The sequence below is a fragment of the Nocardia sp. NPDC060255 genome (genome assembly GCF_042727395.1).
In the GTDB taxonomy this organism is placed as follows: domain Bacteria; phylum Actinomycetota; class Actinomycetes; order Mycobacteriales; family Mycobacteriaceae; genus Nocardia.
On the sequence record NZ_JBHXAU010000002.1, the window covers coordinates 318,412 to 339,263 of the forward strand.

The following is a 20,852-nucleotide window of genomic DNA, read 5'->3' on the forward strand; positions in this document are numbered from 1 at the left end:
GTTCGAAATGGGTAGGGAGGTGCGGGCCCGCGACGCTGCGGGCCGTCACCTCGTCGGCTCGATGGGGATCGGTGTGCGGTCGGCGGACGGTTGTGCGCCGGAGTCGGCGACGGCGACGGTTCTGCCGTTGCCGCGCAGCAGGATTCGGCTCGCGACGCGCGGATGCAGCAGTGCGGTCGGCGGTTCGACGAGGTTGGCCACGCGCATGAAGGTCCGCGCGACCAAGGAATCGACATGCGCGGCCCGGTGGACGCGCGCGACATAGGCGTTGGTGAGCCGGGTCCGCGGCGTACGCGAGCCGAGCACGCCGGGATGGCCGAGATCCGCGCCTGCCGCGAGCTGCCAGGCGACATCCACGACTTTGCCTGCGGCGGAATAGAACCGGGCGGGCAGCTCGGCATCGGCACCGCCGCGCAAGCAGTCACGCAGTGTGAGGGCCTGCTGTGCGGCCACCGCCATGCCCTGGGCGTACAGCGGGTTGAAGCTGCACAGCGCGTCGCCGAGCACCAGAAAGCCTTGCGGCACCGCGTCGAGTCGCTCGAACCGGCGGCGCACGGGCGACCGGAATCGGTGCGGCACAGCAGCACCGAGCGGTTCGGAGGTGGTGACGATCTGGTGGATATCCGGCGCCGAGATGGTGCTCGCGAAGGCCGCGAAACCGATGGGATCGGTCGGCGGATGGTCGCCGAGCATCCCGGCCAGGGTGACGTGCCAGCGGTCGCCCTCGACCCGAATCGATCCGCCACCACGGCCGTTCGCGCCGGTCGAGATGATCACCGACGAGTGGCCGTCCAATTGTCCTGGGGTGCGCCGGAACATCCGGGACGCGTACCCGAGGTCGACCTCGAGCTGGTCCTCCGCCGGTGCCTGCGCGCCGAGTGCGGTGAGCCACACGGGCGCCCGCGAACCACGGCCGGTCGCGTCGACCACCAGATCAGCCGGGTACGCCTGCGTGCCGTACGCACCGGAAACCGATACCGCATGCACCCGTCGGGCGTCGCCGATCAGTCCGCGAGCGGCCCCCTCGCACAGGCGAACCCCCGGTGCGGCCAAGGTCCGTTGCCGCAGCACCGATTCCAGCAGCGGCCGCGTTGCCATCACCGAGGTGAGTCCCGTCGAGGTCGGCGCGACCCGCAATCCGCCGACATACCAGCGGGTTCCGACCAGCGCCTCGGCCGTGGTCGCGCCACGCTCGGCCAGCTCGGAGGTGAACCCCGGATACAGCTGTTCGATGATGGTGCGACCGCGATCGAGCAGCCCGTGCAGATGCCGCGCCTGCGGCACCCCGCGCCGCACCTCGGCACCCTCGACATTGTCCCGCTCGACGATGGTGACCTGCGCGAAATGGTCGGAAAGTACGCGAGCCGCCAGCAATCCGGCGATGCCCGCCCCGAGCACGACCGCGTGCTGCGACGCTGTCACAACGTCACCGGCAGGGCCAGAATCCCTCGATGAATGAGGCTCGGCTGGTACTCGACGGTGTCGGTCGCGAGCGCCAGCTTCGGGGCTTCGCCGAGCAGCTGACCGAGCGCGGCTTCGGCCTCGATCCGGGCCAGCGGCGCGCCGACGCAGTAGTGGATGCCGAGGCTGAACCCGAGATGCTTTCGGGCGGGCCGGTTTCCGGCGTAGCGGGTGATGTCGAACGTGTCGGCGTCCGGGAAGACCCGATCGTCGCGGCTGGCCGACGCGGTCAGCACGACAACGCCGTCGCCGCGCTGGAACCGATGCTCGCCAACTGTGGTGTCCGCCAGCGCGACCCGAATGGTGAACTGTGTCGGCGCGTCGTAACGCAGCATCTCCTCCAGCGCCGGGCCCATCAGCTCCCGGTTGTCCCGCAGCAGCGCAAGCTGTTCCGGATTGCGCAGCAGCGCGAGCATGCCGTTGCCGATCAGGTTGATCGAGGTCTCCATGCCCGCGACCAGGGTGAGCAGCGCGATGCCGATCACCTCGGGCTCGGTCAGCTGACCGGCCACGCTCGCGGCGACCAAGGCGCTCAACAGATCCGGCGTCGGGTTCGCCTTCTTCTCCTGGATCAGCCGGGAGAAGTAGCCCATGCACTCCATCGCCGCCATGCCCCGCGCGGCCACCTCCGCCTCGCCGAGCAGCGAATCCGGATCGCTGCCCCGGGCGATCGCCAACTGCCACTGCCGGAACAGCGCACCGTCGGCCGGGTCCGCGCCGAGCAGCCGCACCGGCACCATCGCCACCGCCAGCGGCACGGCCAGCCCGTTCAGCACGTCCAGTGCACCCCGACGCGACGCCGCCTCGACCAGATCGCGCACGACCTGCCCGGCCAGGGGCACCATCTCGGCCATCATCTTCGGCGTGAACGCCTTGGCCACCAGCTTGCGGTAGCGGCCGTGCTCGGGCGGGTCCATCCGGACGAACGAGCCGGGGATCGCGGCGGTGGTGTCGCGGAACGGGCTGATGCCGGCGGCGTAACCGTGTCCCCAGTCGGAGCCGGTCAGGATCGCCGCGCACTCCTCGTAGCGAGTGATCAAAGTGACCGGCACGTCGCCGAATTCGTAGGGGAACAGCGGCGCGGCGTCGCGCACCCGGCGATAGGCGGGATACGGATCGGCCCGCTCGCTCGGCTCGAAGGCGTCGAAGGTGACGTCGGCGGGAACGGCAGTGCTCATCGGGGCTCCTGGTTCAGTGCGCGGCCGTGCCTCATCTGCTTTCCAGCCGGACGCGAAGTTGCGACATGCCGCGCACGACCACGTTCGGCCGGTACGGCGGTTCCTCGAGCAAAGTCATGGTGGCGACGCGCTCGGTGATGGCGCGCAGCACCACCTGCATCTCCAGCCGGGCCAGGGGCGCGCCGAGGCAGTAGTGCAGGCCGAGCCCGAAGGACAAGTGCCGCTCCGACTTTCGGCCGCGGGCATAGCGCGCGATGTCGAAGCGGTCGGCGTCGGGGAAGGCGAGCGGGTCCCGGTTGGCCGAGGCGAGCAGCACGATCACCGCGTCACCGGGCGCGAAAGTGCGTCCGGAGAGGGTGATTTCGTCGTGCGCGGTCCTGGTGGTGAGGTGCACGGGCGCGTCGTAGCGCAGTACTTCGTCCACCGCGGGCTCACACAGTTCGGGGTAGGCGCGCAGCCGCTCGAACTCGTCCGGATTGCGGATGAGCGCGAGCACGCCGTTGCCGATCAGATTCACCGTGGTCTCGTGCCCGGCCACCACGAGAATCAGCAGGGTGCCGAGCAATTCGGTGGCGGTGAGCTTGGCGCCCGCGTCGTCGGCCTGCACCAGCGCCGTGATCAGGTCTTCGCGCGGGGTTTTGCGCCGCTCCTCCACCAATTCGCCGAAGAAGTCCAGGAAGGCGTATACGGCGGCGGTCCGGGCCGCGAGTTCGTCCGGCGACAACAGCACGTCGGGATCGAGGCCACGGGCGATAGCCGTCGAAATCTCGCGCACGTGGTCGTGCGATTCCGCGGGCACGCCGAGCAGCTCGCACACCATGGTCAGCGGCAGCGGATAGGCCAGCGCGTCCAGCAGATCCACGTCGCGCTCGGCCAGCATCTTCGCCATCAGGTCGTCGACCAGCTGCTCGGCCCGCTCCCGCATGCCGCTGATGGTGCGCGCGGTGAACGCCTTGCTGACCAGCCCGCGCAGCCGGGTGTGGTCCGGCGGCTCCATCCACAGGAACGAGCCGGGCAGCTCGACATCGCTGTCGCCGTGCAGCAGCTGCGGTTCCTCCGCGTGGCTCCAGCGCGGGTCCTGCATGATCGTCTGCGCCTCGTGGTGGCGGGTCACCAGGTGCATGTCGTGCGGGCCCGGGACGAACGGCCCGGCGGCGCGCAGCACCTCGTAGCTGCCATACGGGTTGTGCCGCATGTGCGGTGCGACGCTCTCGATGACCGCCAGCTGGACCGGGGTCAATTCCTCGACCGCCGAATGGTCGGAACTCACCGGCAACTCCTGGATAACTGGAAACGGGATAAATTGCGGTAGCGAAAGCAATTCCGCGGTCCATCGTCGGGCTTCCCGACACCTCGGAGCGGCGGCGATCACCCGTTCCTATCGCGCCATAGCCGAATTCCTTTATCGTGCACTGCGATTGGTTGATCGCCCTTCTTTATCGAACACCGCAATTCACAATCAGTTCAAGGGGCCGTCACAATTCGCTGTTGTCGTGGCAGTCATGAATTCTGCGGAATCGGTCGAAACCCTGCACGGCCGCATGGCCGAGATCGCGGCCGGACACCCCGGGGTGTCGGCCACGTTCTGGTCGGTGTCGGAAACCGTGGACTATGCCGAGCTGCACCGGCGGTCTCGGTCGGCCGCGGCCGCCTTGGTGCGGCGCGGCGTCTCGCGTGGCGAGCCGGTCGGCATCCTGTGCCCTAACGCCCCTGAGTTCCTGATCAGCCTGTTCGGGGTGGCGGCGGCGGGTGGTGCGGCCACTCCCCTGCCGTTGCCCGCCGGTGCGCGGCAGATGAGCGGATACCCACAGAAACTGGCGGCCATCGTCGAGGCCGCGGGCATGCGGACCGTGCTGATGTCGCATCGGTTCGCGGAGCTGGCGGCGGTGCTCGGTGAGGCGGTGAACGTCGAATTGATCGACACCGCAACACTGTTCGCTGAGGGCGAGAACGACGACGCTCCGCTGCCAACCCTCGGCGCGGACGATCTCGCCATCGTGCAGTTCACCTCGGGCAGCACCGCGACACCCAAAGGTGTCCGCCTGACCCATCACAACGTGCTCAGCGGGTTGGCCGCGATTCGTACCGGCATCGCGCTCGACCTCGCCGACACCGGCGGCTTCTGGCTGCCGCTGTTCCACGACATGGGCCTGTTCGGCACGCTCTCGGCGATCCTGCGCGGCATCCCCGCGCACGTCTGGTCGCCGCTGGCGTTCGTCAAGGATCCGGCGCGCTGGCTCGCCGAATTCGCCACCAGCGGAACGACGATCACCGCGATGCCGAACTTCGGCTACGAGGCACTGCTCGCCGCGATACCGCCGGAGCAGGTGACCGACTACGACCTGAGCAAATGGCGGATCGCGTTCAACGGCTCCGAGCCGATCTCACGGGACGTGGTCACCGCGTTCTGCGCGCGTTTCGCGCCAGCGGGTTTCGCGCCGACGACCATGTTCGGCGTCTACGGCATGGCCGAGGCCACCCTCGCCGTCGCCTTCCCGCCGCTGGGCCGAGAGCCGCTGTTCGAGTTCGTCGATCGCGCGACCCTCTCCGAGGACGCACAGGCACAACAGGTTTCCCCGGACGCGTCGGGCGCGAAGGCGGTCGCGGCGGTCGGTTCCGCCGTCGACGGCCTGCGACTGCGCATCGTCGACCAAGACGACGACCACGAGCTGCCGGACGGCGCGGTCGGCGAGATCCTCATCCAGGGCCCATCGGTCACCGACGGCTACCTGACCGCCCAGCCCGAGACCGTGGCCGGCCTGTGCACCGATGGCTGGCTGCGCACCGGCGACCTCGGATACCTGCGCGCCGGTGAGCTTTTCGTCACCGGCCGGTGCAAGGACATGATCACCGTGCGCGGCGTGAACTACTACGCCCAGGACGTCGAGGCGGCCGTGCGCGACCTCGACGGCGTCTACAAGGGGCGCTGCACGGCCGCCACCGACCCCGACGGCGCGGACGTGATCGCGCTGATCGCCGAATCCGAACTGACCGACGCGGCCGCCGCGGCCCTCGGCGAACGCATAAGGGCGCAGGTCGCGGCCGAACTCGGGCTCGCCGCGGTCGAGGTGTACCTGGTCGCGCCGCGCAGCATTCCACGCACCAGCAGCGGCAAGCTGCAACGACTCGCCGCCCGCGATCTCGTCACCGCTCGAAAGCACTAACCACCAAGCCGATTCGCACCAACCGAACTGGAGTCACCTGTGCACAGCTATGAAGTCTTCCGTCATTACGAGCGCCTGCATTGGAAGCTGGCCGACCTGGACCTCGACGCCGTCGACCGCGCACTGGTCCGTCCCGAATACATCACGCTGGCCAAGAGCGCGACGATGGGCGAGTCCAACGTCATCGCCGCCGTGCACGGCTTCATGAACGAATTCGTCGACGACTACGACTTCTCCACCTTCGCGGTGGTGTGGGGCTACCAGGAGGTGCAGCACCACTACGCGTTTCGCTCCTGGCTCGGCGCGATCGGCGAAAGCGTGGACGACAAGGTGGTCGACTCCATGCGTGAGCCCTACGCACCGGGCAGCACCCCGTCGGCGACGCTGGCCACCAACATCATCTCCGAGCTCACGGTGAATCACATCTACCGCGCCGTGGCGAGCTGGGTACAGGAGCCGGTGCTGAAAGGGTTGCTGCTCAGCGCGAGTCGCGACGAGGCGGGGCATGCGCGGGAGTTCATCCACTATGCGACGAAGCGGCTGGAGCAGCGTCCGGAGGAACTGCCCTCGGTGCTGGAGACGCTGTACGTGTACAGCTCCGAGGCCAAGATCAAGCATCCGGTGAGCACCTTCAAGGCGGGCATCGCCGAGATGGGCGAGCACGAGACCATCGACACCGGCTTCGACCTGTTCCTCGAACAGGTCGCCGCCGAGGGCGAGCTGGATGTGTTGCACGACAAGGTGCGTCGCACCTTCGCCAACATGACGGGGCTGGATCTGTCCAGCAACGCCAAGGTCCGCCGCGCACTAGCCGACACGATCGCTTAACGCGATGGACCGCGCTATCGCCGTCGACGGCGCCGCCGTGCAGGTGCCGTGGTCGGTGATCCCCGACTACCACTGCTTCGGCTGCTCGCCACACAACCCGACCGGCCTGCGGTTGGCGTTCACCCCGCACCCGGACGGCCTGCAGGCCCGGTTCCGGCTCGGCCGCGAGTTCGAGTCGTATCCCGGTGTCGTGCACGGCGGTCTGATCGGCGTGATCTGCGACGAGGTGATGGGCAACCTGATCGTGCTCGCGCGCAACTACCCCGCGTTCACGGTGTCGCAGCGCACCCGCTTCCTCACGCCGCTGCTGGTGGACCACGAATACCGCTGCGTCGCAACACTGTCCGACCAGGCCCCGGATCGGCCGATCCAGGCCGCGGCCGAGATCCTCGACGGCAACGGCGCCGTCTGCGCCACCGCCACCGCCGCCTACCAACGGTTCGCGCTCGACGACGTGCGCCACCAACTCACGCTGGGCGACGACGAAGTCGCCCTGCTTTCCGACGCGCTCTCCGCCGCGAATACCTTCTCTACGAATGGAGTTCACTCATGACGAATCCCGCCGACACCCTGCGCACCGTCACCGAGATCGCCGCCACCGAGACCGGCATCGCCGCGGCGGACCTGCTGCCCGACGTCGACCTGCGCGGCATGGCGGGCGTCGACTCGGTGCGGGTGCTGCGCATGGTCGCCAAGATCGAGCGCACCTACGACATCGAGCTGGAGGACGAGGACGTCTTCGGGCTGTCCACCCTCAATGATGTCGTCAAGGTCGTCGATCGGGCGTTGCAGGAGGCGGCGGCGTGACCGTCACCGACCTGCCCGTCACCGCCGATACCAATCAGCACTACGACCTGGACCCGGACATCTTCGGCCAGTTCCTCGACCCGCTGCGCAAGTACAGCTCCGCGCTGTACGCCTCGGACACCGACACCCTGGAGCAGGCGCAGCGCAACAAGCTGCGCTTCGTCGCCGATCGGCTCGGGCTGCGCGGCGGCGAGCGGCTGCTCGACGTCGGCTGTGGCTGGGGTTCGCTGATCCTGTTCATGGCCGAGGAATTCGGTTGTGACGCACTGGGTGTCAGCCCGGCGCCGCGGCAGCACGAGTACATCGCGGAACAGGCGCTCGCGCGCGGTGTCGCCGAACGGGTACACACCCAGGTCGGGCATTTCGAGCGGCTAGAGCTGCCGCCGCGCAGCTTCGATGCCGTGACCCTGCTCGGTTCGATCGTGCACATGCCCGATCTCGGCGAGATCTTCCGCCGGGCCCGCGCGGTGCTGCGTCGCGGCGGCACGCTGTATGTCTCGGAGAGCTGCTTCCGGAATGCCGCGTCGCACAACGCCTTCGACACCAAGGTCGGCACCGAGTTCGTGCGCGAGGACATCTTCGGCTGGGGCGATCTGCGGCCGCTGTCGGATCTGGTGACGGCCGCCGAGGACGCCGGCTTCTCCATCATCGCGGTGGACGATCTCACCGACCACTACCGGCGCACCATCGACGACTGGATCGCGAACGTGTACGCGTCCGCCGAGCGCATCGACGCGCACGGGCCGGGTCTGGCCGCGAAGCTGCGGCACTACCTGGAGATCGCGAATGCCGGATGGGGTTACACGACAAAGCATTACGCGCTGACGTGTCGTAACGCCCGCTGACGGTCAGGAGAGCCACATGGATATCGAGTCAACACTGATTCCGGTCGGCGAGGTGGCCGAGGCGGTCGACGGCTTCCTCGCCGCCTCCCCCTCGTCGCGGGCCTGGGATGTGGAGACCGCGTTCGACTGGTCCCGCGCCGACGCGGGCAGGCTCACCGACGGCCAGCAGTCGGCGGTGCAGTTCGTCACGCTCATCGAGGACCATCTGCCCGGCTATTTCGAGGTCTACCACCGGTATTTCCCGGTGGACGACACGGTCAGCCGGGAGGCCTTCATCCACAACCGCGAGCTGTACCACTTCACCGTCCGCTGGGCGTTGGAGGAGGACACGCACTCGCGCGCACTGACCCGCTATCAGGAGGCCTCCGGGATCGCCGAACGTAGTTCGCTGCGTGCGGAATTGGCGATCGAGGGGCAGAAGCCGTTCGATCTGCCCTACGACCATCCGGTGCAGTTCTTCGCCTACGCGCTGGTGCAGGAGAAGGCGACGCAGATGTACTACCAGCATCTGCGCGACGTGGTGGCGGATCCGGTGCTCGCGTCGGTGCTGGCACGACTGTCGCGCGACGAGGCAAGGCATTTCAGCTTCATGGCCGATATGGTCGGCCGGTATCTGCGGGTGCACGGCGACGCGACGGTGGAGCCGATCCGTGACGTGATCGCCAACTTCCGGATGCCGTTGGCCGACACCATGCGTGGGTATTGGCGGTGGGCGTTGAAGATCGCCGATGTGGCGTCCTATGACCACACCGAGGCGTACGAACATCTCGTGAAGGTGATCGACCGAACGGTGGATACCCGCACCGATCGTTTGGACGAATTGGTGCGATTCATCGAGGAATGCCACACCCTCGCTTGATCCTCGGGCACAGAAATGGCCCTGCTCCCGAAATACATTCGGAAGCAGGGCCATTCGCGGTGCTTACTTCTCCGGGTTCAGCACCAGAATCGTGGTGGAGCCGTGCGCGATCAGTTTGCCGTTTCCGTCGACAATCCGGCCCTCGGCCGTCGCGGTCCGCCTGCCGACGTGAATCGCGTTGGCCTCGCAGGTGAGTCGCGAGCCGTCCAGGGTGACCGAGCGGATGAAGTTCACCTTGAGCTCCAACGTCGTATAGGCGACGCCGTCACCGAGTTTGGTGAACACGGCGCTGCCCATCGCGGTGTCCATCAGGGTCGCGATGACGCCGCCGTGCACGGTGAACATGGCATTGATGGTGGCCGGGTTCGGGTCGAGATAGTACCGGGTGTAGCCGTCGCCCGCGGTCTCCAGCCGGATCCCCAGCGACGCGCCGACACCCAGGTTCTCCTGCAGTCCGCGCTCGAAAACCGTGGTCAGTTCATGGACTCGGGACGCCACGGTGGCGTCGGCCGGTGTGCCTGCGCCGTTGGTGTGTGTGGCCGGCTCGTTGGCATGTGTCTCGGTGCTGGTCATGGCCTCTTCCTCCCTGGCGAACGATGCCAGGCCATTCGATCAGCGCCCGGTGAACGCCAGCAGGCTTGCCGCCATTGCATATTCAGCTTCGATCGGGTGATCGAAACAAGAGGGCGATCAGACGTGCACCAGGACGTTGGTGTCGTCGGCGTTGACCAGGCCGAAGCCGGTGCGCTGCTCGAGCTCGGTGAGCCTGCGCAGGATCGTGTCCGGGTCGGGGAAGCCGTGCAGGGTCAGTTCGGCCAGTAGCTGACCGCGGAAGGGCATGAGCGGGGCCACCGCGCCGAGGATGACCAAGGCTTCGAGAAGGTCGCGGTCGTCATCGAGCAGGGCGTACACGCCGCCGGAATCAAGGGTGCGCAGGACGTCATCGAGCCGGTCATCGGGCACTGTGTTGAGGCCGCTGTCCAGGTAGAGGTTCCGGGCGACCTCGGGGAGCTGCTCTTGAACGGTGGCGAGAAGGGCGGCCTGGGGTGTTCCGGCGAGGACACTGTCGACGACGAGTCGCATCCGCTCGAAGAGCTCGACGTACCGCTCGCCGGGGTGGGCGTGGGTGTGCAGCAGCGCCATTTCGTCGGCGTCGTCGGGCGCGATGCCCGGTGCGACGATATCGATCACCGACTCCGGACCGTGCACGACGATCGCCCGGTACAGGCCCGAGGACAGCGCGCTGAACACCAGTTCCACTGTGCCGGGCCCGGATTGCGGCGACGCCTTCGACGTCCGCCCGCGCAGCAGCACCCGGTTGCCGAGCCGCACAACGTATTTGCCGCGTCTGGCGACGGTCACCTGGACATCCTCGGTGCCGAGCCGCACGATATGACGGCGGTCGAGCAGCACGCCGAACGCCTGGCGCAGCCCCTCCGCGAGCTCAGCGTCGGCGCTGTCGGCCACCTCCTCCGGCTCGGTACTCAGCTCCGTCAGCAGCGTCGCATACTCACGTTGGCCCGCGCGCCAGTGGGCAGACGAAACATGCAGCGGGGAAGCCCATTTCGCTGAGTCCGTCGGCTCACCACGCAGAATCAGCTCTTCGAGCGTCGCGACGTCGGCCTCGGTGATATGTGCCAGCTCGCGTACCCGTCGGGTTATCTGGCCGACGATCAGGTTGGCCAGCTTGCCCATGTCCTTTTCGCCGGTGCCGAGCAGGATTTCGACGAGCCGCCGGTCCTCGAAGAAGAACCCGCGCAGCAAGGCGAGTGTCAGATCTGTTTCGGCGTACAGCCGCCCGCAGCGGCGACGCACGTCGCGCCACATGCTCTTGGCGCCCAAATAACCGAGCAGGTAGCCGTCGCTGTCGTCGGCGAGACTGGTCGCGAGCACGTTCACCTTGCGGCGGATGCCCGCCTCGCTGACCCGAATCGTCCTGAGGTGCACGCTGATCGGCAGGGACATCGCCAGCGTGGCCGCGCGATCACCGACCATCGGCGCGAGCTCGCCGTCCGCCGCGGGACTGAGGATGTGCGGCGCCTTCCCGGAGAACAGGTTGATCGCGGCCAGCATCGGCGCCGTCGCCACCGGGCTGCGGACGGTGTTCGCATCGAACTCGGCGAACAGCGCCAGTCCCTCGATCAGCGGCCGCAGCACCGCGGTCACCGTCTGATAGGCCACCGCGTCCCGCTGGATACGATCCACGGCACGCTCGTCACCGCTCAGCGCGGCCCGCGCCATCCGGTATTGCAGCCCGGTGATCGCGAAGCCGACCGCCGAGTGAAAGCACCAGTGGTGGGTGAACTCGTGCAGGCAGCCGAGCGTCAGGTCCGGCGAGGCTTTACCCGGATGCAGCAGCTCGTCGAGGTGGTCGGCGAGCCGGACGGCACCGAGGTGGGTGAGGTTGCTGGAAAGGTCGGTCCAGCTACGGGTTTGCGCCACCGTCGCCCTCGGGCAGGCCCTGCAGGCCCAGACCGTCGATGAGCTGCTTGATCACCTGCGCGTCCGGCGCCTCGCTCTCGCTGAACGAGATGATCGCCGAACGGTCCACCTCGCTGCCGTCGGAGTACAACACCTTGGCGCGCAACTCGATTCGCTGTTTGCGGCGATTCTTCAACGCCCACGCGGCCAGCGCCTGGATCGTCGGGATCGCGAAGGCCACGGCGAGCACCAGCATGGTCGGCTCGCCGTACCGGCTGCCCGGCACCGCCTCCGGCGTCAATCCCGGTGACTGCGTGGCCAATTCGCGGCTGATATCCCGGACATCGGCGTGGTCCAGGTCGAACAACGTGATCTTCACCGGTTCGGCGGTCATCGGACGACTCCCAGCTCTCGACCCGCCGCGACCCTTTTCGCCGCAAGCGCTGGCACCCGAGTATCGAGCAATTTCGCCCCGCTGTTAGCGAATCCGGATTACTCGTGTTCCGGCACGCCCAGCACCTGCCTGCCGATCTCGCCCGCGAGCACCTCGGTCGAGTACGCCATCAGCTGGCCGGCTTCGGCGTCGCGCAGATGGCGTTGGATGGGTGACTGTTTCAGGTAGCCCGAGGCGCCGCCCACCCGTACGCCCAGCTGGGCGACCGCCACGGCGATCTTGTTCGCCAGGTACTTGGCCCGCGACAGGTCGAGATAGAAGCTCGGCAGGCCGTTGTCGGCCTCCCACAGCGCGCGCTCGTACAGCGCGTGCGCGGCCGCCAGCTTGATCTGCATGTCGGCGACCTCGTACTGCACCCACTGCTGATGCGACAGCGGCCGGCCGAGGATCACCCGCGACTGCGCGTGCTCGATCAGCGCGTCCAGCGCCGCGTCGGCGACGCCGAGCGAGATCGCGGGCAGCCCGGCTTGAATCACCGCGTAGTCACCGAATCCCGGTGCACGACCACGATATTCGGCCCGCAGCAGCGTGTTGTCGAAGGACAGCAGCTGACTGCGGGTCGCCCGCAGGCCGAGGGTGTCCCAGATCGGGATGGTCGAGACCGTCTCGTCGGGCAGCACGCCGAAGAACGCGGGCACACCGTCGACTCGCGCGTTCACCAGCAGGTACTCGGCGATCTCGCAGCCGGAGACGAAGCGCTTCGCCCCGGTGAGCGACCAGCCGCCGTCGACCGCGACGGCGTCCTGCTGCGGATTGAGGAAGCGGTTCCCGCTGGCCGGTTCCGACAGCGCGTTGGCGAAGCGCTTGCCGGCCAGAAACTCGTCGGCGAAGAACGAGCCGAGCGTCGCCGCGGTGAGTTCCGCGAGTGCGACGCCTGCGCCCGCGTGCATGGTCCAGATCGTCGCGGTGGACGGATCCGCCTTAGCGAGTACACAAACCACATGCCCGAAGGCCGCGTAACTCAGCCCTAGGCCGCCCACCCGCTCGGGTAACACGGCCCGATCGAGGTCCGCGTCGTGTAGCGCCGTCAGATGCCCCACTGCGATTTCGGCCCGCTCGTCGTAGTCAGCCGCGGCGGCCCGAAACCCCTCCGCCAACTCGGCAACTCGGTCGAGCACCTTGCGCTCGACATCGCGGACCGGAAAAGAAACCTGGGCTGTAGTCACGAAACGCTCGCTGGTCGAAGGGATTCGGCTGACACCGCGGTCTCTGGGCGATCGCCGACCCAGGGTACGCAGCAGGCGTGCCGAACGCGGGTGGAACGGACAAGCCTGGCGCCTCGAGTCGGCGGGCGAAGGCCGGGCGAGCCGACCCCGCTATGCCGGTGCGGGGCGCCCGGTTCCGGTGCGGCGCAAGCCTTTGTAGTCGTAGTAGCGGGTGATCGCGAGGCCGAGGACCAGGCCGACGGCCAGGCCGAGGGCAGCCATCCAGACGCCTCGGCTGAGACCGGCCGGACCGCTGGCGTCGAAGTAGAGGATCGCGCGGACACCGAGGAAGACCTGGTGCATCGGCTCGAAAGAGGCCAGCCAGCCGAAGTATTTCGGGGTCGCCTCGATCGGCACGGTGCCGCCCGACGAGGGCAGGCCGAGGATGATGAACAGGATCAGGTTGATCAGCAGGCCCGCCGAGCCGACGGCCGCGAGCACGGACAGACCCGTGACGCCGACGGCGATGATGGCCAGCGCGCTGAAGAGGAACAGTCCGAGCGGGTGATCGATCGGCATGCCCAACACCTTGGCGACGATAAGGAACACGCCCGCAACAACATTGGCGGTCACCACCATCACGCCCCACTTGATCAGCAAGGTGTGGAACCGCGAGATGGGTGTCGGCGGGAAGTGGACGAACCACGGCCCGTATTCGGTGGGCACGAAGCCGAGTTGCGCGTCGATCATGGTGTGGATGGTCATCGACCCGACCAGACCGGCCAGCAGAAGCAGCAGTGCGTAGAAAAATGCCGTCAGGCCTTGACCGGTGCCGCTGGGCAGCGGATGGAACGGCTGGGTGACGATCTGCAGCGGTTCGGCGAGGGCCACCCGGGTGGCGCCGCTCAGCTCGGGGGCAGGCGGCCCGCCCGGCGGCGGCGTCAGCTGCGCCTGCACCTGCTCGGTCAACTGCGCGCCGACCTGCTTGTTCACCGCGTCCAGGGCCTGAGTGCCGATCTGGGTGACGATCTCGGTCACGAAGGCACCGCTGCGCGGATTGGTCTGCAACGTGATGATCGGGCGTTGGATGTCACCGGGGATCACGCTGCCGACGCCGAGGATGCCCAGCCGTTTGCTGAAGTCGCTCGGAATCAGGATGGTGCCGTAGACCTTGTTGTCCTGCATCCGCTGCGACGCCTCGTTGACGGGCAGGATCTGCAGATCGATCTTGTCTGCGGGTACCGCCTTTTTCAGCCCCTCGGTCACCTCGTCACCGAACTTGACCAGATGCTCCTGCCCCGGTGTGCCGATCATGTCGCCGACGTCCTGATTGACCAGCGCGATGGGAAAATCGTGCATGTTCTCTTCCGGATCGACCACATAGTCGAGGTACATCGTGCCGAGCAGGGCCATGAACACGGCCAGGATGGCGACCGGTAGGAGCCACAGGCGTAGCCCGAGGCGGCGGTCCGAACGAGCTGCATCCACGCGGTCCGTAGTCACGGTCTCGGACGGTAGCAGCAGACCGGACGCGGATTCGGGAGCTTCGCCGGGCTGTTTGCTGTGAGGATGCGAAGTAAGCCGACCACGGCGGATCCAGCAAAGCGATTGCGAAACGCAACCGGATGACTTAGCGTGATCTCACCGATTGCAGATTGCAAGCAGATTGTGGGAGAAGATGATGAGGGACACCGAGCCGCAGATCGCCGACGGAAAAGTGCGCTGGCACTTCACGATGTCCCTGGACGGGTTCGTCGCCGGACCTGACAACGAACTCGACTGGCTGACCGGTTTCTCGTTCCGTCCCGGACTGATCGGCGAATATGTCGAGACCACCGGCGCTGTGCTCGGCGGCCGAAAGGGTTGGGACGCAGCGGGTGACAACCGTCCGTACGGCGGCGCCTGGCACGGACCGATCTTCGTGATCACCCACCACCCCGAGGACGCGCAGCCCGCCGACCGGGTCACCTTCCTGAATTGCGACCTCGCCGAAGCGGTGCGAATCGGGCTAGCGGCGGCGGGCGGCAAGAACCTCGAGGTATTTTCGCCGACGATCGGCCGTCAGTTGCTAGAACTGGGACTGATCGACGAGATCGACCTGCATATCGCGCCGGTCCTGCTCGGCGACGGTATCCGGTTGTACGACAACCCCGGTGGTGTCCCGATCCGACTGCACGACGCAGCCTCAGCCGACCTGCCGACGGCCGTCAACGTGCGGTACCGACCGAGCAAGGCGTCCCACTAAGGCGACCGCAGATCGAGACGGCGCATCACTCGATCCACCAGATCCGGTGGCACGCCGGGTTCCCGCCGAGCGGTCATCGCCTCGGTGCGTCCGGCCGTCAGTATCTCCTGGTTGATCCGGTCGAGTTTGCGATTGAGACGGAAGCTCCGCTCGGCCGCCGCCTTGGTATCGTCGGCGGCTTCGGGATCGGCTCTGGCGAGCCGTCTTTCGATGCCGACATGCAATCGGTCGTAGACCTCGTCGGGCAGGTTCTCGGTGTGCGCCACCTCCTGCAGGCGGCTGAGCTCCGCGCGCAGAATGCGGGTCCACAACTGGCGCTCCATGTTTCGCTCCGCTTCGGTATCGACGCGAACTCCGGTGGCACGCACCACCAGTGACAGCGTCGGCCCCTGGATGAGCAGGGTGAACAGCACCAAAGCGAAGGCGGTGAACAGGATTCCGCTGCGCCACGGGAAGTCGGCGCCCGACTCGGTGGTCAGCGGTACGGCCAGGGCCAGCGCGACCGTGGCCACGCCGCGCTGCCCCGCCCACCATGTCACCATCGTCTCGCGCCAGGTGTACGGCTCGTCGGCCTCCCGGCGCCGCCACCAACGACCGAACACCGCCCAGGTCGCCATCAACCAGACCAGCCGGACGCCGACGACCGCGCCGATCACCGCACCGGAAACACCGAGGAAGCGCGGCCAATCCGGGCCGACATCGCGCAGCACGGTCGCCAGTTCCAGCCCGATCAGGCCGAAAGCGATTCCGGTGACGAGCATTTCGATGATCGACCAGAACGAATCGCCGATCAGCCGATAGTCACTGTCACCGAAATCGGTGGCGGCGTCGGTCAGATACAGCGCGCACACCAGCACCGCGAGCACCGCCGAACCACCCCAGGCCTCGGCAAGCCGATAGGCCGCGAACGGGAGCGCCAGACCCAACGCCACCTGCCACGCCGCCTCGTCCAGCCGCCGCATCAGCCAACTGCCGCCCCAGCCGAACACCAGGCCGACCGCGACGCCGACGACCGCGGACATCACGAAATCCAGCGCCGCGGACATGGCGGAGAACTCGCCGGTGACCACCGCCTGCACCGCGATCCCATACAGCACGATCGCGGTGACGTCGTTGAACAGCCCCTCGCCCTCCAGCACCGCGACCAGCCTGCGCGGCAACCCCAGCCGACCGGCCAGCGCGCCGACGGCCACCGGGTCCGGCGGCGCCACCAGCGCGCCGAGCACGAACGCGACGGCCAGCGGCACCGCGGGCTCCCACAGATGCACCGCCACCGCGACCACCGCCGCGGTGGCCACCACCAACCCGACCGCCTGCAGCGCGATCGCACTCCAGTTCTGCGCGAAGGTCCGCCACGAGGTGCGCCGGGCCGCCGCGTACAGCAACGGCGGAAGCAGCAGCGGCAGAATCAGATCCGGCGCCACCCGGACGTCCGGCACCGCCGGGATCAACGCCAGCACGCAGCCGAACACCGTCATCAAGACGGCCGGGGCCACGCCGAGCCGCCGCCCGATCGGCTGGGCGAGGATCGTGCCGAACAGCACGAGAAACGGCAACTCCAGATGACTCACGCCAACCCAGGCTGCTGTGTGTTGCTGAGAAACGAGGCAGTGGTCACCTGAGAATCGCTGATGTATCGGGCTGCCCCAAGCTCAGCCCTGAACGCTCGTCGCCGCGGTCTCGATGAGATCCGTGACCGCCTTGGGCTGCGACAACGCGACCGCGTGGCTGCCCGCCTGCTCGACGGTGGTCGCATTCATCCGCTTGGCCATCTCGCGCTGTCCGTCGGCGGGGATCATGTGGTCGTCCTTGGCCACCAGCGCCCAGCTCGGCAGCGACTTCCAGGCCGGAACTCCGCTCGGTTCCATGAACGAGGCCACCGCGATGGGGCGCTGCGCGGCGGCGAGCACGGTGGTCTCGCTCTCCGGCAGATCCTGGGCGAAGTTGTCGTGGAACTTGTCCGGCGCGATGGTCAATTCCTGGCCGGATCCGCCGCCGGGCAGCGGGAACTCGTGCGGGACACCGATTTTGGTGGCCGGTCCGCCGAACTTCGCGTCCAGTGCGCCGACCGGTTCACCCTGGTCCGGGGAGAACGCGGCCACGTAGACCAGCCCCGCCGCCTTGGGCGAACCCGTCGCGGCATTGGTGATCACGGCGCCGCCGTAGGAGTGGCCGACCAGGATCGTCTTGCCCGGCAGCCCGTCCAGCACGCTGCGGATGTACGCGGCATCGTAGGTGAGCCCGCGCAGCGGCACCGCCGCCGTGGTCACCTGGTAGCCGTCGCGCTGCAGCTGCGCGGCCACCTTGTTCCAGCTCGACCCGTCGGCGAAGGCGCCGTGCACCAGCAGCACGGCGGGCTTGTTCGCACTGGGCGCCGGCTCGCTGTCGGCGGACGCGGTGCAGGCCGAGGCGGTCATGCCCAGCGTGACCGCGGCCACGGTCAGCGCGGCTGCCCGCAGGCCGCGACCTGCCGAACCGGTACGGAAGATGTTGTTGCGCATGGTTTTTCGAACCTCTCAACGATGGAACTACGGACTCTCGCGGCGAGCAAGCTCCAAGTTAGCTGGACAATCAGGCAATAGCTATGCTTCAGAAGCCGAGATAGTTTGCCGAAACTCCAGGAGCGTCGATCGTGTTCAGTCAGTCCGAGGACCTCGACGCCTTCTCGGAAATCCTGGAGGCCGTCCGGCTGCACGGGGATACCGTCGCCCGGTTCGCCCCGCCCGCACCGTTCGAGGTGACCATCCCGGACGGCATCCGACTGCTGCATATTGTGGAGCGCGGCAGCATCCGGCTGTGTGTCGGCGACGACCCGCCGATCCTGCTCGGCCCCGGCGACCTGGTGCTGCTCGGCTGCGGCGACGCCCATGCGCTCAGCGCCGGCACCGGCGCGACGCCGCGGCCGCTGCAGGATTCGGACACCTTCCGCCTCGACTCCGAGCTCGCCGATCCCGAGGCGCCCCGCTGGGTCACCGGGACGTTCGCGGTGCAGGAGGCCATCGCGGCCCCGCTGCTGTCGGTGCTGCCACGGGCGATCCACATTCCGGCGGACCCCGGTCACCGCCCCTGGCTCGCGGCCATCCTGCCGGTGCTGCTCATCGAGGTAACCAGCCCGAATCCCGGTGCGACAGCGATGATTTCGCGGGTGCTCGATCTGCTCTTCATCCACACCCTGCGCGCCTGGTTCGCCGGGCACGACGCCGAACCGGGCTGGCTCACGGCGGCAATGGATCCCGCGCTCGGCCCGGTGCTGGCTGCCATACATCGGGATCCGGCCAAGCCGTGGACGGTGACGACGCTGGCTCGTGACGCCAGGATGTCCCGCTCGGCCTTCGCCGAACGCTTCACCCGTCTGCTCGGACGCGCCCCGGCGGCCTACGTCACCGAGCGCCGCCTCGACCACGCCGCCGAACTGCTGCGCTCGACCACCGACCCGGTCTCCCACATCGCCGCCGACATCGGCTACACCTCCAACGCCGCGTTCAGCCGCGCCTTTCAACGCCGCTACGGCGACGCACCGCAACGCTGGCGCAAGCTGACAGTGCGGTGAACGAGATGTCCGGTGGACGTCCGGGCGATCACCGTTTGGGGTGTGCCGGACTGCGGCAATCTGGTGCTTACGACGCAGTTCCCCGAGGTGGTGAAAGGAGAGTCCGATGATTATCGGAATGGTTAGCCACTGGGTTCGTTCAGTGCTCGAGCTAATCGGCATTTGACCCGGCCGTCCAATAATCCCTGGCGCGCAGACCCGCGGGACCATGTGGTCCCGCGGGCTCTGTGCCCCTCGACTGACGGGTAGCCTGAACCCCATGGACGCAGCCACTGCGACCGTCGGTGTCGAGGAGGAATTTCTCCTCGCCGAACCCGAAACCGGTGCGCCTGTCGCGAAGAATGTCGAGGTCGCCCGGACCGCGGCCGAACTCGGCATCGATCTCCAACTAGAACTCACCCGATGCCAGGTGGAAACCAGCACGGGCGTGCACCACGACGCCACCGAGCTGGCCACGGAATTGCGCGATCTGCGCTGCGGAATCGCCGCCTGCGCGGAGAAGAACGGCACCCAACTGCTCGCGGTGGCCATTCCGCCGACCGTGCCGGACAAGTTCCCGGTCACCGACACACCCCGTTATCAACGGATCGCCACCGCGTTCGGCATGCTCGCGCAGGAGCAGGGACTGTGCGGCTGTCACGTGCACGTGGCGGTGCCCGATCGCGAAACCGCCTTGCACGTCAGCAATTTCCTGCGTCCGTGGCTGCCGCTGTTCCTGGCGCTCACCGCGAATTCGGCCATCTATCGCGGTATCGATACCGGCTTCGCGAGTTGGCGCAGCATTCTGTGGCGACGGTGGCCGAGTGCCGGTCCGCCCCCGTATTTCGGGTCGGTCGCCGAATACGATGCGATGGTCGCCATGATGATCGCGAGCGGCAGCATCCTGGACAAGAAGATGGTCTATTGGGACGTGCGGCCGTCGCCGAGTTTTCCGACGGTAGAGATCCGGGTCAGCGATGTGCCCGCGACGGTCGAGGAGACGGTATTACTCGCGACGCTGGTTCGTGCGACGGTGATGACCGCGCAGGACTCGCTGGCGCACCATATAGCCGCGCCGCCGGTCAGTGACGAGGTGCTGCGCGCGGCGTATTGGAAGGCGGCCCGCACCGGGCTCGACGGCGACGCCGTAGACCCGGTCCACGGACGCATCATGCCGGTGCAGGACCTACTTGCCGAACTCATCGCCTACGTCGGTCCGGCCCTGGACGAGCTCGGCGACCAGCAACTCGTCACCGACTCCGTCGCCGCCGTGCTGGCCCGCGGCAACGGAGCGATGCGGCAGCTCAACGCTTTTCGCGCCCGCCACGACGTCGCCGATGTCGTGACAGAGCTGGCGGCAGCCACCTTGGCAGGCTGCCCCGCGGCTACAACCACATGAGACAGAAGATGTGTCCCACCGGATCGGCATAGACCCGGAACTGCTCGTTATCGTTGGGCTGCACCAGTTTTGCGCCGAGCGCGAGCGCCGCGGGCTCGGCCTGCTCGATGTCGTCGACCAAGACATCGAAGTGAATCTGCTGGGACGCTTCGGGATCCGGGAACCGCGGTGGCTGGTACTGCGGCGCGGTTTGAAAGACGATGCGCCTGCCGTCGTCGTCCACGGTAACGACCCAGGTGTCGTCCTCGTTCTCGGTCAGTTCGAGGCCGAGCAGGGCGATATAGAACTCGGCGAGCTTGCGCGGCTCCGGACAATCCAGCACTACGCTGCGCAAACGCCCGACGGGGCGGTCTGATGTCATGAGAGATCTCCCTCGATCGGCACCCTGCTCGCCTACCAGGCGTCGACGGGGTCAAACGTCGCGCCGAACCGGCCGGCGGCGCAACTCTCAGCAATGATGAAATATGTTGTGGTCAAATATGATTCGCCCCGGAAGAACACCCTCTCGCCCACTGGA

Annotated in this window: 20 protein-coding genes; 9 read left to right on the top strand and 11 right to left on the bottom strand. The window is 67.6% G+C overall.

Annotation, left to right across the window (positions count from 1 at the left end):
* Window positions 1-45: 45 nt before the first annotated feature.
* From ACFWF1_RS07265 to ACFWF1_RS07275, 3 genes are read right to left on the bottom strand one after another with little or no spacing between them, the layout of a single operon-like run.
* Entirely contained in the window at window positions 46-1,422 is a 1,377-nt protein-coding gene (locus ACFWF1_RS07265; protein ID WP_379286215.1) for an NAD(P)/FAD-dependent oxidoreductase, read from the bottom strand.
* Complete coding sequence (locus ACFWF1_RS07270) at window positions 1,419-2,639, bottom strand: cytochrome P450 (RefSeq protein WP_379286217.1); 1,221 nt, start codon at window positions 2,637-2,639, stop codon at window positions 1,419-1,421. Before ACFWF1_RS07270 ends, ACFWF1_RS07265 begins: the two co-directional genes overlap by 4 nt.
* Window positions 2,640-2,670: 31 nt before the next feature.
* The gene (locus tag ACFWF1_RS07275; protein ID WP_379286219.1) at window positions 2,671-3,909 is read right to left on the bottom strand and encodes a cytochrome P450; all 1,239 of its coding nucleotides are present in this window, start codon (window positions 3,907-3,909) and stop codon (window positions 2,671-2,673) included.
* Between the two features lie 232 nt (window positions 3,910-4,141).
* Between ACFWF1_RS07275 and ACFWF1_RS07280 the strand changes: the two genes are divergently transcribed.
* From ACFWF1_RS07280 to ACFWF1_RS07305, 6 genes are read left to right on the top strand one after another with little or no spacing between them, the layout of a single operon-like run.
* The gene (locus tag ACFWF1_RS07280; protein WP_379286221.1) at window positions 4,142-5,803 is read left to right on the top strand and encodes a fatty acyl-AMP ligase; all 1,662 of its coding nucleotides are present in this window, start codon (window positions 4,142-4,144) and stop codon (window positions 5,801-5,803) included.
* A gap of 39 nt (window positions 5,804-5,842) precedes the next feature.
* Window positions 5,843-6,631, top strand: coding sequence for a ferritin-like domain-containing protein (locus tag ACFWF1_RS07285; RefSeq protein ID WP_379286223.1), 789 nt, complete (start codon window positions 5,843-5,845; stop codon window positions 6,629-6,631).
* Window positions 6,632-6,635: 4 nt separating this feature from the next.
* Window positions 6,636-7,184, top strand: coding sequence for a PaaI family thioesterase (locus tag ACFWF1_RS07290; protein WP_379286225.1), 549 nt, complete (start codon window positions 6,636-6,638; stop codon window positions 7,182-7,184).
* Window positions 7,181-7,438, top strand: a complete 258-nt coding sequence (locus tag ACFWF1_RS07295) for an acyl carrier protein (protein WP_357384065.1) — start codon at window positions 7,181-7,183, stop codon at window positions 7,436-7,438. The genes ACFWF1_RS07290 and ACFWF1_RS07295 overlap by 4 nt, the downstream gene beginning before the upstream one ends.
* Window positions 7,435-8,283: an SAM-dependent methyltransferase gene (locus ACFWF1_RS07300; RefSeq protein ID WP_379286227.1), complete on the top strand. Its 849-nt coding sequence runs from the start codon at window positions 7,435-7,437 to the stop codon at window positions 8,281-8,283. The genes ACFWF1_RS07295 and ACFWF1_RS07300 overlap by 4 nt, the downstream gene beginning before the upstream one ends.
* A gap of 16 nt (window positions 8,284-8,299) precedes the next feature.
* Entirely contained in the window at window positions 8,300-9,142 is an 843-nt protein-coding gene (locus tag ACFWF1_RS07305) for an acyl-ACP desaturase (protein ID WP_379286229.1), read from the top strand.
* Between the two features lie 63 nt (window positions 9,143-9,205).
* On the opposite strand, the gene ACFWF1_RS07310 is transcribed toward ACFWF1_RS07305, so the two are convergent.
* The 5 genes from ACFWF1_RS07310 to ACFWF1_RS07330 form a co-directional block, all read right to left on the bottom strand.
* Complete coding sequence (locus ACFWF1_RS07310) at window positions 9,206-9,715, bottom strand: PaaI family thioesterase (RefSeq protein WP_379286231.1); 510 nt, start codon at window positions 9,713-9,715, stop codon at window positions 9,206-9,208.
* Window positions 9,716-9,832: 117 nt separating this feature from the next.
* Window positions 9,833-11,584, bottom strand: a complete 1,752-nt coding sequence (locus ACFWF1_RS07315; RefSeq protein WP_379286233.1) for a hypothetical protein — start codon at window positions 11,582-11,584, stop codon at window positions 9,833-9,835.
* Complete coding sequence (locus tag ACFWF1_RS07320; RefSeq protein ID WP_379286234.1) at window positions 11,568-11,957, bottom strand: hypothetical protein; 390 nt, start codon at window positions 11,955-11,957, stop codon at window positions 11,568-11,570. The genes ACFWF1_RS07315 and ACFWF1_RS07320 overlap by 17 nt, the downstream gene beginning before the upstream one ends.
* Window positions 11,958-12,055: 98 nt before the next feature.
* On the bottom strand, window positions 12,056-13,183 hold the full coding sequence (locus ACFWF1_RS07325) for an acyl-CoA dehydrogenase family protein (protein WP_379286236.1): 1,128 nt from the start codon (window positions 13,181-13,183) through the stop codon (window positions 12,056-12,058).
* A gap of 150 nt (window positions 13,184-13,333) precedes the next feature.
* Window positions 13,334-14,665, bottom strand: a complete 1,332-nt coding sequence (locus ACFWF1_RS07330) for a YhgE/Pip domain-containing protein (protein WP_379286238.1) — start codon at window positions 14,663-14,665, stop codon at window positions 13,334-13,336.
* Window positions 14,666-14,843: 178 nt separating this feature from the next.
* Between ACFWF1_RS07330 and ACFWF1_RS07335 the strand changes: the two genes are divergently transcribed.
* Entirely contained in the window at window positions 14,844-15,407 is a 564-nt protein-coding gene (locus tag ACFWF1_RS07335) for a dihydrofolate reductase family protein (RefSeq protein ID WP_379286240.1), read from the top strand.
* Here the strand turns inward: ACFWF1_RS07335 and ACFWF1_RS07340 are convergent.
* Complete coding sequence (locus ACFWF1_RS07340; RefSeq protein WP_379286242.1) at window positions 15,404-16,978, bottom strand: Na+/H+ antiporter; 1,575 nt, start codon at window positions 16,976-16,978, stop codon at window positions 15,404-15,406. The genes ACFWF1_RS07335 and ACFWF1_RS07340 overlap by 4 nt on opposite strands.
* An 81-nt stretch (window positions 16,979-17,059) precedes the next feature.
* Entirely contained in the window at window positions 17,060-17,908 is an 849-nt protein-coding gene (locus ACFWF1_RS07345; protein ID WP_379286244.1) for an alpha/beta fold hydrolase, read from the bottom strand.
* Window positions 17,909-18,039: 131 nt separating this feature from the next.
* Here ACFWF1_RS07345 and ACFWF1_RS07350 point away from each other — a divergent pair, with 131 nt between their 5' ends.
* Together ACFWF1_RS07350 and ACFWF1_RS07355 are read left to right on the top strand one after the other, a co-directional pair.
* Window positions 18,040-18,957: an AraC family transcriptional regulator gene (locus ACFWF1_RS07350; RefSeq protein WP_379286246.1), complete on the top strand. Its 918-nt coding sequence runs from the start codon at window positions 18,040-18,042 to the stop codon at window positions 18,955-18,957.
* A gap of 259 nt (window positions 18,958-19,216) precedes the next feature.
* Window positions 19,217-20,335: a glutamate--cysteine ligase gene (locus tag ACFWF1_RS07355; RefSeq protein ID WP_379286248.1), complete on the top strand. Its 1,119-nt coding sequence runs from the start codon at window positions 19,217-19,219 to the stop codon at window positions 20,333-20,335.
* On the opposite strand, the gene ACFWF1_RS07360 is transcribed toward ACFWF1_RS07355, so the two are convergent.
* On the bottom strand, window positions 20,322-20,696 hold the full coding sequence (locus tag ACFWF1_RS07360) for a VOC family protein (protein WP_379286250.1): 375 nt from the start codon (window positions 20,694-20,696) through the stop codon (window positions 20,322-20,324). The two genes, ACFWF1_RS07355 and ACFWF1_RS07360, sit on opposite strands and share 14 nt — an antisense overlap.
* Window positions 20,697-20,852 lie beyond the last annotated feature (156 nt).